This is a genomic window from Xylanibacter rodentium, from assembly GCF_013166575.1.
In the GTDB taxonomy this organism is placed as follows: domain Bacteria; phylum Bacteroidota; class Bacteroidia; order Bacteroidales; family Bacteroidaceae; genus Prevotella; species Prevotella rodentium.
Genome location: NZ_JABKKE010000020.1, coordinates 24,214 through 40,609, shown reverse-complemented (window position 1 = coordinate 40,609; position 16,396 = coordinate 24,214). Strand labels below are relative to the sequence as shown.

Genomic DNA, 16,396 nt, shown 5'->3' with positions numbered 1-16,396 from the left:
ACATTTTTCAGATGGCAAAGAAAAAAGACGAAAAGGACGTGCTGGTAGTCCGTGACGAGAAGACAGGCGAGATCAGCGTGGTAGCCGGGCTGAACGCGGACGGCACACCCAAGCGCACCCCCGCAAAAGCGGAGAACGCGCAGAGTTTCCTGCAATTCGACCGACATGGCGACGTGCTGGACAACTTCTTCAAGAACTTCTTCCGGCAGTGCAAGGAACCCAGCCGCTTCGGTTTCTACCGCATTGCGGCAGACCAAGCTGAAAATCTCTTAGAGGTGATGAAGCAACTGCTGAAAGACCCCGAAGCGAACAAGGAGCTGCTCGCCCCTCACAAGGTGGACACCTCCGACTATGAGAAGAAGGTGCAGGAAGAGATGGCAGCACAACAGACAGAGAAACAAGAACCTCAAAAACAGGAGAACATGGAACAACGGAAAGAACAGCAACAGGACAAATCCGAACAGATGCAGGGCAAACGTGGCTACCAGCCCATCGACGAGAGTAAAATCAACTGGCAGGAGCTGGAGGACAGATGGGGCGTAAAGCGGGACAACCTTGAAAAGTCCGGCGACCTTACGAAGATGCTCAACTATGGCAAGTCCGACTTGGTAAAGGTCAAACCGACCTTCGGCGGCGAATCATTCGAGCTGGACGCCCGCCTCTCCTTCAAGAAGGACGGTGAGGGAAACATCAGCCTCGTGCCGCACTTCATCCGCAAGGAGCAGAAGCTGGATGAGTACAAGGAACACAAATTCTCCGACAATGACCGGAAGAACCTCCGCGAAACGGGCAATCTCGGTAGGGTCGTGGACATTGTGGACAGGGAAACGGGCGAGATCATCCCCTCCTACATCAGCATCGACCGCAAGACGAATGAAATCACGGACATTCCGGCAAGCAGGGTGCGCATCCCGGAGCGCATCGGCAAGACGGAAATCACCACGCAGGAGCGGGACATGCTCCGCGCCGGACTGCCCGTACGCGACAAGCTCATCGAGCGCAACGACGGCAGAAAGTTCGTCACCACCCTGCAAGTGAACGTGGAGCAGCGCGGCGTGGAGTTCGTGCCGGGAACCGGCAAGTCGCCCCGTACCGCACAGACACAGGAAACCAAAGGCGACACATCGAAAAGTCAGGCGCAGGGCGGGGAAAATGCCGCACAGACCAAGAAGGAGCAACGCCGCAACACGTGGACGAACGAGGACGGCAGCATCCGCCCCATCAGCAAATGGAGCGGCGTGAGCTTCACCGACCAGCAGAAAGCCGACTATGTGGCGGGTAAAGCCGTGAAGCTGGAGAACGTGACCGACAAGCAGGGCTTCCATGCCACGATGTATATCAAGTTCAACCCGGAGAAGGGACGCCCGTACCGCTACGACACGAACCCTGACAATGCACAGCAGGTTGCTCCGTCCAACGAGAGCCGCACGCAGGTGGCGGTGAACAACGATGGCAAGACCAACGAGGCTACAAAGAATCTGAGAGAGCCGTTGCAGAAAGGTCAGACCAACCCGAAGGACGCCCGCCAGCAACAGCAGCAGGAGAAGCCGCAGAAGAAAACGGGCAAGGGCATGAAAATGTAATCCCGTGTCCGCCACTGAATCCAAAATAAAATCCAAAGTATCAACAAAAAAGAAGAAGACATGAAGACAATCATTGCAGAAAAGCCCTCCGTGGCACGTGAAATCGCCCGCATCGTGGGCGCGACAAAGAGAGAGGAAGGATATTTCGAGGGAGGCGGTTATGCCGTGACATGGGCATTCGGACACCTCGTTCAGCTTGCCATGCCCGACGGCTACGGCGTGCGCGGATTTGTCCGTGACAACCTCCCGATTATTCCCGACACATTCACGCTCGTCCCCCGTCAGGTCAGGACGGAGAAAGGTTACAAGCCCGACAGCGGCGTGGTGTCGCAGATAAAAGTCATCAAAAGACTGTTCGACACAAGCGAACATATCATCGTGGCGACCGATGCCGGACGCGAGGGAGAGCTTATCTTCCGCTACCTCTACCACTATACGGGTTGCACCACTCCTTTCGTGCGCCTGTGGATCAGCTCTCTCACCGACAAAGCTATCCGCGAGGGACTGCGGAAACTCGAAGACGGCAGCAAATACGACAACCTCTACCTCGCCGCCAAAGCGCGGAGCGAATCCGACTGGCTCGTGGGCATCAACGGCACACAGGCGTTATCCATCGCCGCCGGACACGGCACGTATTCCGTGGGGCGGGTGCAGACACCAACGTTGGCTATGGTATGTGAACGCTACTGGGAGAACCGCCGCTTTACGTCCGAAGCATTCTGGCAGCTCCATATCGCAACGGACGGTTGCGACGGCGAAGTCGTGAAATTCTCATCCTCCGAGAAATGGAAAGAGAAAGAACCGGCGATGGAACTATATAATAAGGTAAAGGCGGCAGGTTGCGCCACTGTCACGAAAGCCGAGCGCAAGGAGAAGACGGAGGAAACTCCCTTGCTCTACGACCTGACCACGCTCCAGAAAGAAGCCAACGCCAAGCACGGCTTCACGGCGGAACAGACGCTTGAAATCGCGCAGAAACTCTACGAAAAGAAGTTGATAACCTATCCGAGAACGGGAAGCCGCTACATCCCCGAAGACGTGTTTGCCGAAATTCCCAAACTGCTCGCTTTCATCGGCACACAGCCCGAATGGAAAGACAAGGTGCGGGCAAAAGCCGCCCCGACACGCCGCAGCGTGGACGACGGCAAGGTGACAGACCACCATGCCCTGCTCGTCACGGGTGAGAAACCGCTCTTCCTCTCCAAAGAGGACAATACCATCTATCAGATGATTGCCGGGCGCATGGTCGAGGCATTCTCTGAGAAATGCGTCAAGGATGTGACCACTGTCACGGCGGAATGTGCCGGAGTGGAGTTTACCGTAAAAGGCAGCGTCGTGAAGCAAACCGGATGGCGTGCCGTCTATGGCGAGGAAAAAGAGGAAATTACCATCCCCGGCTGGCAGGAAGGCGACACGCTGACACCGAAAGGCACGTCCATTACCGAAGGAAAGACCAAACCCAAGCCGCTGCATACCGAAGCCACCCTGCTCTCGGCAATGGAAACGGCGGGCAAGGAAATTGAGGACGACGCACTGCGGCAGGCGATGAAGGACTGTGGCATCGGTACTCCCGCCACACGCGCCTCCATCATCGAAACGCTTTTCAAGCGCGGTTACATGGAACGCTGCAAGAAGTCGCTTGTTCCCACCGAAAAAGGACTTGCCCTCAATTCCGTCGTCAAGACGATGCGCATCGCCGATGTTGCCATGACGGGCGAATGGGAAAAGGAGCTGGCGCGTATCGAGCGCGGGGAACTGTCCGACGACACCTTCCGCAAGGAGATAGAGGCGTACACACGTGAGATAACCTCCGAACTGATCTCGTGCGACAAGCTCTTCGGCAGCCGTGACTCCGGCTGCGCGTGTCCCAAGTGTGGCACGGGCAGGATGCGGTTCTACGGCAAGGTGGTACGCTGCGACAACACGGAGTGCGGACTGCCCGTGTTCCGGCTGAAAGCGGGACGCACCCTGTCCGACGATGAAATCAAAGACCTGCTCACCGAAGGGCATACCAAGCTGCTCAAAGGGTTCAAGAGCAAACAGGGCAAGAGTTTCGATGCTGTTGTCGCCTTTGACGGGGAATATAACACGACTTTTGTGTTCCCGGAGGCTAAAAAGGACAAGAAATTTTCAGGACGGAAGAAATAGTATTAACTTTGCCACTTGTTCAGAGTAATGAATTGTTCTTCGATACCGGATTACACTCATACTTTGGATTTAGTGGTGGCACTCGGAGGGATACCGAGTGCCTTTTTCTTCCTTTTTCCAACCGATTATCCCGTTAATTATCAATCCGCTAAATCCAAAGTAATGAACAACAAGAAGAAAAACGAGGGTCAGACCGACTTTTCCTATTACGGTCTGTACCTGCTGGACTATCTCCGCACGAACAAGTTTGAACAGGCTGACGACACCGCTTTCATACGGGAACGGGCCGACCGTGCCGCCGAAACGTATGAGAGGGCACGGCTTGAAGGCTATCCCGCCGATGGTGCGCAGGAACTGGCGATGGACACGCTGCTGCGCGGGCTGCATTATTCCCGTTACGCCATCCTCCGCGAAGTCGTGGAAAACGAGTTTGCCGATGAAGTGCCGGAAGAGAAGCGTGAAGCCTTTGTCCTGAAACTGCTGCCGCTTGTCGGCAACGTGTTCTCCGTCTATGACCTCTCGGATGACAATTTCGCCCTGTCTTCCGATTACGACCTGCTCTACACGGAGCTGACGGGAGCAACCGTCCTTTACTTAGACGAATATGGCGTTTAACCGCAAACAGAAACTGCGGGACAACATCGAGGCGATACGGACGGCATTCATCCTTGACAGGGAAAATAGGACAGCGACAACCGAAGAGCGTGCCATACTTCAAAGGTACTGCGGTTTCGGCGGTCTGAAATGTATCCTCAACCCTGCAAAGGAACTGACGGATGCCGTCCGGTGGGCGAAATCCGACCTCGAACTGTTCGCCCCGACGGTGGAGCTGCACAGGCTTATCCGTGAGAACAGCAAGGACGAAACAGAGTACAAGCGGTTTGTGGATTCGCTGAAAGCGTCCGTGCTGACCGCTTTCTACACCCCCAAAGAGATAACCGACACCATCGCGGACGTGCTGGCAGATTACAGCGTCCGCCCCGCCCGTATGCTCGAACCGTCGGCAGGTGTCGGCGTGTTCGTGGATTCCATGCTGCGGCACAGCCCCAATGCGGATGTGATGGCTTTCGAGAAGGATCTGCTCACGGGTACAATCTTGAGGCATCTCTATCCCGACCAGAAAATGCGCACCTGCGGTTTTGAGAAAATCGAAAGACCGTTCAACAATTATTTCGACTTGGCGGTGTCCAACATTCCGTTCGGTGACATTGCCGTGTTCGACGCGGAGTTTCAGCGGAGCGACTCTTTCGGCAGACGCTCCGCCCAGAAAACCATCCACAACTATTTCTTTCTCAAAGGACTGGATGCCGTGCGTGACGGCGGTATCGTGGCGTTCATCACCTCGCAAGGGGTATTGAATAGCACCAAGACCTCCGTGCGTAACGAGCTGTTCAGTCAGGCCAATCTGGTATCCGCGATACGCCTGCCCAACAACCTGTTCACGGACAACGCGGGCACGGAGGTGGGCAGTGACCTGATTGTCCTGCAAAAGAACCTCAGCAAGAAGGAAATGTCGCAGGACGAGCGGCTGATGACCGTGATACAGACGGACACGAAAACCGCCCTGACCGACAACGCCTATTTCATCCACCACCCGGAACGCATCGTGCATACGATGGCGAAACTTGACACAGACCCCTACGGGAAGCCCGCTATGGTTTATCTGCACGAGGGCAAGGCAGCAGGCATCGCCGGGGATTTGCGCCGTATGCTCGACGAGGATTTCCATTACAGGCTTGCCATGCGCTTGTATTCGGGTTCAATCCGGCAGGCAGGAACGGAAGAAAAAGTTGCCGTTCAAAATAAAGTAGAGCGTCCTGCCATAAAATTGGAAACAGTATCCTCGGCGCAGACGGTGGAAACTCCGACAGAAAAGCCGCAACCCGCAGATGAAAAGCCGGAGATAGAACCGCGCCCGCAATATTCCGCAGGCGTGCAGCTCACCCTGCTTGACCTCTGGGGGATGACGGAAGAGGTCAGCCAACCGAAAACCTCCAAAAAGAAAAAGACGGTGAAAAAGGCAGTTACGGCAAAGTCCACTCCGCCCAAACCGAAAGTCACGGTTACACCGACAGCTCCAACTGCAAAACCCGCAATGGAGAATAAGGAGGTGAAAGCGGAGAACACCGCCAAGCCTGCCGACCCGGACGACATCTATGCCACACTGGACTGGGATACCAATCCTCCCATCAACGGTTTCTATGAAATGATGATGGGTTTGACGCCGGAGCGTAGGAAAGAACTTCGGGAACTGGCAAGGCAGCATAACGAGAAACAAGTGGCGGAAAAGACGGAAGTGAAAGCCGTGCCGGAAACTTCCCGTGAGCAGCCACGACAGGAGGAAACACAGCCGGAGGCAGTCGCCGCACCTGCCGTTACAGATACCCCATCGGAAGCGGTGGGGACTTTCCTTTTCCCCGACATCGAAGCGGAAAAGCCGAAGGAGGAAGTCGTGGACCTTTCTCCGCGTGCCTACCACCGCACGCCGGAGATGCACCTGCGCGAAGGGTCGCTGGTGGCTGACCGGGGGCGTCATAACATCGGCTACCTGAAAGACATCACGCCATACGGGGCGACATTCCAGCCGCTCGACCTGAAAGGATACCAGAAGGAAAAGGCGTTGTTGTATGTGTCGCTGCGTGACGCCTACGAGCGTCTGTACCGTTATGAATCGCTCCGGCGCGAGGCAAATGTTCCGTGGCGAGAGCATCTGAATACCTGTTACGATGAGTTTGTCATGCGCTACGGCAACCTCAACGCCAAGCAGAACGTGAAGTTAGTGATGATGGATGCGGGCGGGCGCGACATCCTTTCGCTGGAACGGATGGAAAACGGAAAGTTCGTCAAGGCGGACATCTTCGAGCATCCTGTTTCCTTCGCGGTGGAGAGCCATGCCAACGTAGGCTCTCCCGAAGAAGCCCTGTCTGCGTCGCTCAACAAATATGGTACGGTCAATCTCGACTATATGCGGGAGATAACCGACAGCACGGCGGAGGATTTGCTCACTGCCCTGCAAGGGCGCATCTACTACAATCCGCTCGTGACCGGTTACGAAATCAAAGACCGTTTCATCGCCGGAAATGTCATAGAGAAAGCGGAACGCATAGAGGCATGGATGGGTGACAATCCCGAAAATGAGCGTATGCCGGAGGTGAAGCAGGCGTTGGAGGCTCTGAAAGATGCCGAGCCGCAGCGCATCGCCTTCGAGGATCTGGACTTCAATTTCGGGGAACGCTGGATTCCGACGGGTGTCTATGCCGCCTACATGAGCCGGCTGTTCGACACGGAGGTGAAAATCGCCTATTCCGCAAGCATGGACGAGTTTTCGGTGGTGTGCGGCTACCGCACCATGAAAATCACGGACGAGTTTCTGGTGAAGGGGTATTACCGGAACTATGACGGTATGCACCTCCTAAAACACGCCCTGCACAACACCTGCCCTGACATGATGAAGTCCATCGGCAAGGACGAGCATGGCAACGACATCAAGATGCGCGACAGCGAGGGAATACAACTCGCCAACGCCAAGATTGACGAGATACGAAACGGCTTCTCCGAATGGCTCGAAGAGCAGTCGCCGCAGTTCAAGGAGCGGCTTGTGACGATGTATAACCGCAAGTTCAACTGTTTCGTGCGCCCGCGCTACGACGGCTCCCATCAGACCTTTCCCGACCTCAACCTGAAAGGGCTGGCAAGCCGGGGTATCAAGAGCGTCTATCCCTCACAGATGGATTGCGTCTGGATGTTGAAACAGAACGGCGGCGGAATTTGCGACCACGAGGTGGGAACCGGTAAGACGCTGATAATGTGCATCGCCGCGCATGAGATGAAGCGTCTGAATTTGGCACACAAGCCGATGATTATCGGGCTGAAAGCCAACGTTGCGGAGATTGCAGCCACCTATCAGGCGGCATATCCCAACGCACGTATTCTGTACGCTTCGGAGAAGGACTTTTCGACCGCCAACCGTGTGCGCTTCTTCAATAATATAAAGAACAACGACTACGATTGCGTCATCATGTCGCACGACCAGTTCGGCAAGATACCGCAGTCGCCGGAATTGCAGCAGCGCATCCTGCAAGCAGAGCTTGACACGGTGGAGGAAAACCTCGAAGTGCTACGGCAGCAGGGAAAGAACGTGTCGCGGGCGATGCTGAAAGGATTGGAGAAGCGCAAGCACAACCTTGAAGCGAAGCTGGAGAAGGTGGAACACGCCATAAAGTCACGCACGGACGACGTGGTGGATTTCAAGCAGATGGGCATCGACCACATCTTCATAGATGAGAGCCACCAGTTCAAGAATCTGACTTTCAACACGCGCCACGACCGTGTGGCGGGATTGGGAAACAGCGAGGGAAGCCAGAAGGCACTTAACATGCTCTTTGCCATACGCACCATACAGGAGCGCACAGGAAAAGACTTGGGTGCGACCTTCCTCTCCGGCACGACTATCAGCAACTCACTGACTGAATTGTACCTGCTGTTCAAGTACCTGCGCCCGAAGGAGCTGGAACGGCAGGACATAAGGTGTTTCGACGCTTGGGCGGCGATATTTGCCAAGAAGACGACGGATTTTGAATTTAACGTGACGAACAATGTGGTCCAGAAGGAGCGTTTCCGCTACTTCATCAAAGTGCCGGAGCTTGCCGCCTTCTATAATGAAATCACGGACTACCGCACGGCGGAGGATGTGGGCGTTGACCGTCCTGCCAAGAACGAGATACTGCACCATATACCGCCCACGCCGGAACAGGAGGACTTCATACAGAAACTGATGCAGTTCGCCAAGACGGGCGATGCCACCTTGTTGGGCAGGCTGCCGCTTTCGGAAACGGAAGAAAAGGCGAAGATGCTCATCGCCACGGACTATGCCCGGAAAATGGCACTCGACATGCGCATGATAGACCCGAATTACGAAGATCATCCCGACAACAAAGCGAGTCACTGTGCCAAGATGATCGCGGAGTATTATCAAAAATACGACGCCCAGAAAGGCACGCAGTTCGTTTTCTCTGATTTGGGGACATACCAGCCGGGCGACGGGTGGAACGTCTATTCGGAAATCAAGCGCAAACTGACGGAGGACTACGGTATACCGCCAAGCGAGGTGCGCTTCATTCAGGAGTGCAAGACCGACAAGGCGCGGAAGGCGGTGATAGACGCCATGAACGCCGGGACGGTGCGTGTGCTGTTCGGCTCTACCTCTATGCTCGGAACGGGTGTGAACGCCCAGAAACGGTGTGTGGCTATCCATCATCTCGATACGCCGTGGCGACCGTCCGACTTGCAACAGCGTGACGGACGCGGAGTTAGGGCAGGTAATGAGATTGCCAAACATTTCGCCGGGAACAACGTGGATGTAATCATCTACGCGGTGGAGAAGTCACTGGACAGCTACAAGTTCAACCTCCTGCACTGCAAGCAGACTTTCATAAGCCAGCTCAAAAGCGGTGCGATGGGTGCGCGTACCATCGACGAGGGGGCAATGGACGAAAAATCGGGCATGAATTTCTCGGAATACATGGCGTTGCTCTCCGGCAATACCGACCTGTTGGACAAGGCGAAACTGGAAAAGCGGATCGCATCGCTCGAAGGGGAACGCAAGTCGTTCAACAAGGGCAAGCGTGATTCGGAGTTCAAGCTGGAGTCAAAGACCGGCGAGTTGCGCAACAACACGGCTTTCATAGATGCCATGACGGAGGACTGGAACCGCTTCCTGTCGGTGGTGCAGACCGACAAGGAGGGCAACCGCCTTAATATAATAAAGGTGGACGGAGTGGATTCCGCCGATGAGAAGGTCATCGGAAAGCGTTTGCAGGAGATAGCCAAGAATGCCACGACCGGAGGGTTGTACACGCAGGTCGGTGAACTTTACGGTTTTCCGATAAAGGTGGTGAGCGAAAGGATACTCAAAGAGGGATTGGAGTTCACCGACAACCGCTTCGTGGTCGAGGGGAACTACAAGTACACCTACAACAACGGGCATCTGGCGATGGCTGACCCGTTGGCCGCCGCCCGCAACTTCCTCAACGCGATGGAGAGGATACCCTCCATCATCGACCAGTACAAGGCGAAGAACGAGGTGCTGGAGATGGAGATACCGCAGTTACAGGAGATAGCGGGTAAGGTGTGGAAGAAGGAGGACGAGCTGAAGCAGTTGAAGTCCGAACTTGCCGCCCTTGACCGAAAAATTCAGCTGGAGCTTGCGCCACCCACGCCCGAAGTCGCAGAAAAGGAGAATGAAGGGCAACAGCTCAAGCCGGAAGCGGAAGATGTGAGGAACAGGCAGGCGCAATATCCCGAAAATGCACCGCCGCAGATACGCAGTCCGGCGGATAGTATCGTTGCCAACCATGTCATAATCGGGCGTCCGGGACTGTATGCCAAGGAGGAAACCCGGTCCAAAGGATTGAAAATATAACCTAAGGAATTTTATCTGAAGTATTAATAAGGGCTATCCCAAAAGGTCTAAAAGTAAATTTTATCCTTTCTGCAAGTATCTATAGGATGGCAACTGCATTTTTTTCTTTTTGGGCAGCCCTTATTAAAATTTATTCTTATTTTAGGTTATATACATTCATGTCCATTTATGTAAAAAATTCCTGCTGACCTTGTTTATGTCTTGTCAGTCACCATTTGCAAAACCATATTTGACCCTCAAAGAGGCTGAATTTGATAAGTAACTTGCTACATACTCATAATAAGGAGCTAAATAGAACACGAATGGGAAATACACAAATGCTAAACTAAAGAAGATATTGGCCAAAATAAACGCTATACCGAGAGAGAAACTTGATTTTTCAACTTCCTAAAACGGTGTTGTTCAAACATTTCTACTTATTTGTACTTGCCAGTTGAACCTACGCTTCCCTAATAAAATGTCTATGGTAAAAAGTTAAAAAATCCTCCCACTTTTGTTAGATATATTTTTTTGTGTAATTTTGTAATCGTTATGCGGCAGTAATAATATACATATTAATACGAGTTAGTAATCCTGTAGTTCTCATATGCTACGAGGAGGTATTAAAAGGTGCGTTTCGACAATGCATCTACTGTAGTATATTATTGCTTAATCCAAATGAATATTATAAATTTAGGAATTCTTGCTCACATTGATGCAGGAAAAACTTCCGTAACCGAGAATCTGCTGTTTGCCAGTGGAGCAACGGAAAAGTGCGGCCGTGTGGATAATGGTGACACCATAACGGACTCTATGGATATAGAGAAACGTAGAGGAATTACTGTCCGGGCTTCTACGACATCTATTATCTGGAATGGAGTGAAATGCAATATCATTGACACTCCGGGACACATGGATTTTATTGCGGAAGTGGAGCGGACATTCAAAATGCTTGATGGAGCAGTCCTCATCTTATCCGCAAAGGAAGGCATACAAGCGCAGACAAAGTTGCTGTTCAGTACTTTACAAAAGCTGCAAATCCCGACAATTATATTTATCAATAAGATTGACCGTGCCGGTGTGAATTTGGAGCGTTTGTATATGGATATAAAAACAAATCTGTCGCAAGATGTCCTGTTTATGCAAACTGTTGTCGATGGATCGGTTTATCCGGTTTGCTCCCAAACATATATAAAGGAAGAATACAAAGAATTTGTATGCAACCATGACGACGATATATTAGAACGATATTTGGCGGATAGCGAAATTTCACCGGCTGATTATTGGAATACGATAATCGCTCTTGTGGCAAAAGCCAAAGTCTATCCGGTGCTACATGGATCAGCAATGTTCAATATCGGTATCAATGAGTTGTTGGACGCCATTTCTTCTTTTATACTTCCTCCGGCATCAGTCTCAAACAGACTTTCAGCTTATCTCTATAAGATAGAGCATGACCCCAAAGGGCATAAAAGAAGTTTTCTTAAAATAATTGACGGAAGTCTGAGACTTCGAGACGTTGTAAGAATCAACGATTCGGAAAAATTCATCAAGATTAAAAATCTAAAGACTATTTATCAGGGCAGAGAGATAAATGTTGATGAAGTGGGTGCCAATGATATCGCGATTGTAGAAGATATAGAAGATTTTCGAATCGGAGATTATTTAGGTGCTAAACCTTGTTTGATTCAAGGATTATCTCATCAGCATCCCGCTCTCAAATCCTCCGTCCGGCCAAATAAGCCCGAAGAGAGAAGCAAGGTGATATCCGCTCTGAATACATTGTGGATTGAAGACCCGTCTTTGTCCTTTTCCATAAACTCATATAGTGATGAATTGGAAATCTCGTTATATGGTTTGACCCAAAAGGAAATCATACAGACATTGCTGGAAGAACGATTTTCCGTAAAGGTCCATTTTGATGAGATCAAGACTATCTACAAAGAACGACCTATAAAAAAGGTCAATAAGATTATTCAGATCGAAGTACCACCCAACCCTTACTGGGCCACAATAGGGCTGACTCTTGAACCCTTACCGTTAGGGGCAGGGTTGCAAATCGAAAGTGACATCTCCTATGGTTATCTGAACCATTCTTTTCAAAATGCCGTTTTTGAAGGGATTCGTATGTCTTGCCAATCTGGTTTACATGGATGGGAAGTGACAGATCTGAAAGTAACTTTTACTCAAGCCGAGTATTATAGCCCGGTAAGTACACCTGCTGATTTCAGACAGCTGACCCCTTATGTCTTCAGGCTGGCTTTGCAACAGTCAGGTGTGGACATTCTCGAACCGATGCTCTGTTTTGAGTTGCAGATACCCCAAGTAGCGAGTTCCAAAGCTATTACAGATTTGCAAAAACTGATGTCTGAGATTGAAGACATCAGTTGTAATAATGAGTGGTGTCATATTAAAGGGAAAGTTCCATTAAATACAAGTAAAGACTATGCCTCAGAAGTAAGTTCGTACACTAAGGGCTTAGGCATTTTTATGGTTAAGCCATGTGGGTATCAAATAACAAAAGACGGTTATTCTGATAATATCCGCATGAACGAAAAAGATAAACTTTTATTCATGTTCCAAAAATCAATGTCATTAAAATAATGGAGCGGTCAGGAAATTTCTATAAGGCAATACGGTTGGGATATATACTTATCTCCATTCTTATCGGATGTATGGCATATAATAGCCTCTATGAATGGCAGGAGATAGAAGCATTAGAACTTGGCAATAAAAAAATAGACGAGCTCCGAAAAGAAATAAACAATATCAATATTCAAATGATAAAATTTTCTCTATTGGGTGAAACAATACTGGAATGGAACGATAAAGATATCGAGCATTACCATGCACGGCGTATGGCAATGGACAGTATGCTCTGCCGTTTCAAGGCCACCTATCCAGCAGAGCGCATCGATAGTGTGCGCAGTCTTTTAGAGGATAAGGAACGACAGATGTTCCAGATAGTCCGGTTAATGGATGAACAACAATCTATTAACAAGAAGATAGCCAATCAAATTCCGGTTATTGTACAGAAAAGTGTGCAGGAACAGTCCAAAAAGCCAAAACGAAAAGGTTTCTTAGGCATATTCGGCAAAAAAAAGGAAGTAACTCCAGCAGTATCAACCACTATCCTTCATTCGGTCAATAGAAACGTAATCAGCGAACAGAAAGTGCAGGATCGCCAATTGTCGGAACAAGCCGACAGCCTTGCAGCTCGTAATGCAGAACTTAACAGACAACTGCAAGAATTGATTTGCCAAATAGAAGAAAAGGTACAAACCGAACTGCAAAGCCGGGAAAACGAAATAGTTGCCATGCGTGAAAAGTCATTTATGCAAGTAGGCGGTTTAATGGGATTCGTTCTTCTATTGTTGTTAATTTCCTACATCATCATACATCGTGATGCAAAAAGCATTAAACAATACAAGCACAAGACAACTGATTTGATAAGGCAACTGGAACAATCCGTACAACGGAACGAGGCACTGATAACGTCAAGGAAGAAGGCGGTACATACTATCACCCATGAACTGCGCACACCGCTGACAGCAATAACAGGCTATGCCGGACTGATACGGAAAGAACAGTGTGAGGATAAGTCCGGGCAGTATATCCAAAACATACTGCAATCCTCCGACCGTATGCGGGATATGCTTAACACTTTGCTTGACTTCTTCCGCCTGGACAACGGCAAGGAACAGCCCCGTCTGTCACCCTGCCGGATTTCAGCAATCACGCACACACTTGAAACGGAGTTCATGCCTGTTGCCGTGAACAAAGGGCTGTCCTTGTCCGTGAAGACTGGACACGATGCCATTGTATTGACCGACAAAGAGCGAATAATACAAATCGGGAATAACCTGCTGTCAAACGCTGTCAAGTTCACAGAAGAAGGCGGTGTTTCTTTGATTACTGAATATGATAATGGAGTTCTGACACTGGTCGTTGAAGATACAGGTACAGGCATGACAGAAGAGGAACAGAAACAAGCGTTCGGTGCGTTTGAACGTCTATCAAATGCCGCCGCAAAGGAGGGTTTCGGGCTTGGGCTTGCCATAATGCGTAATATTGTGTCGATGCTTGGCGGAACAATCCGTTTAGACAGCAAGAAAGGGAAAGGCAGTCGTTTCACAGTTGAAATTTCTATGCAGGAAGCTGAAGAACAGCTTGGATATACAAGCAATACACCTGTTTATCATAACAATAAATTCCATGATGTTGTCGCCATTGACAATGATGAGGTATTACTTCTGATGCTGAAAGAGATGTATTCCCAAGAAGGAATACACTGCGACACTTGCACCGATGCTGCGGCACTGATGGAAATGATACGCCAGAAAGAATACAGCCTGTTGCTGACAGACTTGAATATGCCCGATATAAACGGTTTCGAATTGCTGGAACTGTTGCGTTCGTCCAACGTGGGCAATTCACCAACAATCCCGGTGGTTGTGGCAACCGCTTCGGGCAGTTGTAACAAAGGGGAACTATTGGCAAAAGGCTTTGCCGGATGCCTGTTCAAACCGTTCTCCATATCGGAACTGATGGAGGTTTCCGACAGGTGTGCCATAAAAGCGACACCGGACGGGAAACCGGACTTTTCCGCCTTATTGTCCTATGGCAATGAAGCCGTCATGCTGGAAAAGTTGATAACTGAAACAGAAAAGGAAATGCAGGCGGTACGGGATGCAGCAAAAGAAAAAGACCTGCAAAAGCTGGATTCCCTGATCCACCACCTGCGCAGTTCGTGGGAGGTGCTCCGTGCCGACCAACCGCTGAATGTACTTTACGGATTGCTTCGTGGCGATGCTCTCCCGGATGGTGAAGCGTTAAGCCATGCCGTGACTGCCGTGCTGGATAAGGGAGTGGAAATAATACGGTTGGCAGAAGAGGAAAGGAGAAAATACGAAGATGAATAAGACAAAAATAATTGTGGTGGAAGACAACATCGTGTATTGCGAATATGTCTGCAATATGCTGTCACGGGAGGGCTACCGCAATATGAAGGCTTACCACCTCTCAACCGCGAAGAAACATCTGCAACAGGCAACAGATAATGATATCGTGGTTGCCGACCTGCGTCTGCCTGACGGCAGTGGCATAGACCTTTTGTGCTGGATGCGAAAGGAGGGAAAGATGCAGCCCTTCATCATTATGACCGACTACGCCGAAGTTAATACCGCCGTGGAAAGCATGAAACTCGGCTCGATAGACTATATTCCCAAACAGCTTGTGGAGGATAAACTTGTCCCCCTGATCCGTTCCATACTGAAAGAACGTCAGGCAGGACAACGCCGTATGCCTATATTCGCCCGTGAAGGTTCCGCCTTTCAGAAAATCATGCACCGCATAAGGCTGGTAGCCGCCACCGATATGAGCGTGATGATATTTGGTGAGAACGGCACGGGCAAGGAGCATATTGCCCACCTGTTGCATGACAAGAGCAAACGTGCAGGCAAGCCATTTGTGGCGGTGGACTGCGGTTCACTCTCCAAAGAGCTTGCACCGTCGGCTTTCTTCGGACACGTCAAAGGTGCATTTACAGGTGCGGACAATGCCAAGAAAGGATATTTCCATGAGGCGGAAGGCGGCACGTTGTTTCTGGACGAGGTAGGAAACCTCGCGTTGGAAACCCAACAGATGTTGCTCCGTGCCATACAGGAGAGGCGGTATCGCCCGGTCGGAGACAAGGCAGACCGGAATTTCAATGTCCGCATCATCGCTGCTACCAATGAAGATTTGGAGGTATCGGTGAATGAAAAGCGTTTTCGGCAGGATCTTCTGTACCGCCTGCACGACTTCGGGATAACCGTTCCTCCGTTGCGTGACTGTCAAGAAGACATTATGCCGCTGGCAGAGTTCTTCCGTGATATGGCAAACAGAGAGCTGGAGTGTAGCGTGAGCGGGTTCAGTTCCGAAGCACGTAAAGCGTTGCTGACACACGCATGGCCGGGCAACGTGCGGGAACTTCGGCAGAAAGTTATGGGTGCTGTATTGCAGGCGCAGGAAGGTGTTGTCATGAAAGAGCATCTGGAACTTGCCGTGACGAAACCGACCTCTACTGTCAGCTTCGCCTTGCGCAATGACGCGGAGGATAAGGAGCGGATATTGCGTGCGTTGAAACAGGCAAACGGCAACCGGAGTGTCGCCGCAGAACTGCTCGGCATAGGCAGGACAACACTATACAGCAAACTTGAAGAGTATGGACTTAAATATAAATTCAAGCAATCATAGCCCGTAATTCACTGAATTTGGCTATCTT

The 16,396-nt window shown here is 50.8% G+C and carries 7 protein-coding genes; all 7 read left to right on the top strand.

Annotated features, from left to right (window positions below; all coding sequences use genetic code 11):
* The first annotated feature begins 11 nt into the window (after nucleotides 1-11).
* The 7 genes from HPS55_RS11245 to HPS55_RS11215 all read left to right on the top strand — a co-directional run bounded on the left by HPS55_RS11245 (nucleotide 12) and on the right by HPS55_RS11215 (nucleotide 16,368).
* On the top strand, nucleotides 12-1,583 hold the full coding sequence (locus tag HPS55_RS11245) for a DUF3945 domain-containing protein (RefSeq protein WP_004291455.1): 1,572 nt from the start codon (nucleotides 12-14) through the stop codon (nucleotides 1,581-1,583).
* A gap of 60 nt (nucleotides 1,584-1,643) precedes the next feature.
* Nucleotides 1,644-3,731 (top strand): type IA DNA topoisomerase, encoded by a 2,088-nt coding sequence (locus HPS55_RS11240; protein ID WP_172174903.1) that lies wholly within the window; start codon nucleotides 1,644-1,646, stop codon nucleotides 3,729-3,731.
* 162 nt (nucleotides 3,732-3,893) lie between these two features.
* Nucleotides 3,894-4,346, top strand: a complete 453-nt coding sequence (locus tag HPS55_RS11235) for a DUF1896 domain-containing protein (protein WP_004304266.1) — start codon at nucleotides 3,894-3,896, stop codon at nucleotides 4,344-4,346.
* Nucleotides 4,336-10,152, top strand: coding sequence for an N-6 DNA methylase (locus tag HPS55_RS11230; RefSeq protein WP_004291462.1), 5,817 nt, complete (start codon nucleotides 4,336-4,338; stop codon nucleotides 10,150-10,152). Before HPS55_RS11235 ends, HPS55_RS11230 begins: the two co-directional genes overlap by 11 nt.
* A gap of 657 nt (nucleotides 10,153-10,809) precedes the next feature.
* Complete coding sequence (tet(Q), locus tag HPS55_RS11225) at nucleotides 10,810-12,735, top strand: tetracycline resistance ribosomal protection protein Tet(Q) (protein WP_004291466.1); 1,926 nt, start codon at nucleotides 10,810-10,812, stop codon at nucleotides 12,733-12,735.
* On the top strand, nucleotides 12,735-15,053 hold the full coding sequence (locus HPS55_RS11220) for a hybrid sensor histidine kinase/response regulator (RefSeq protein WP_004291467.1): 2,319 nt from the start codon (nucleotides 12,735-12,737) through the stop codon (nucleotides 15,051-15,053). The genes tet(Q) and HPS55_RS11220 overlap by 1 nt, the downstream gene beginning before the upstream one ends.
* Nucleotides 15,046-16,368, top strand: a complete 1,323-nt coding sequence (locus HPS55_RS11215) for a sigma-54-dependent transcriptional regulator (RefSeq protein WP_004291471.1) — start codon at nucleotides 15,046-15,048, stop codon at nucleotides 16,366-16,368. The genes HPS55_RS11220 and HPS55_RS11215 overlap by 8 nt, the downstream gene beginning before the upstream one ends.
* Nucleotides 16,369-16,396: the final 28 nt, after the last annotated feature.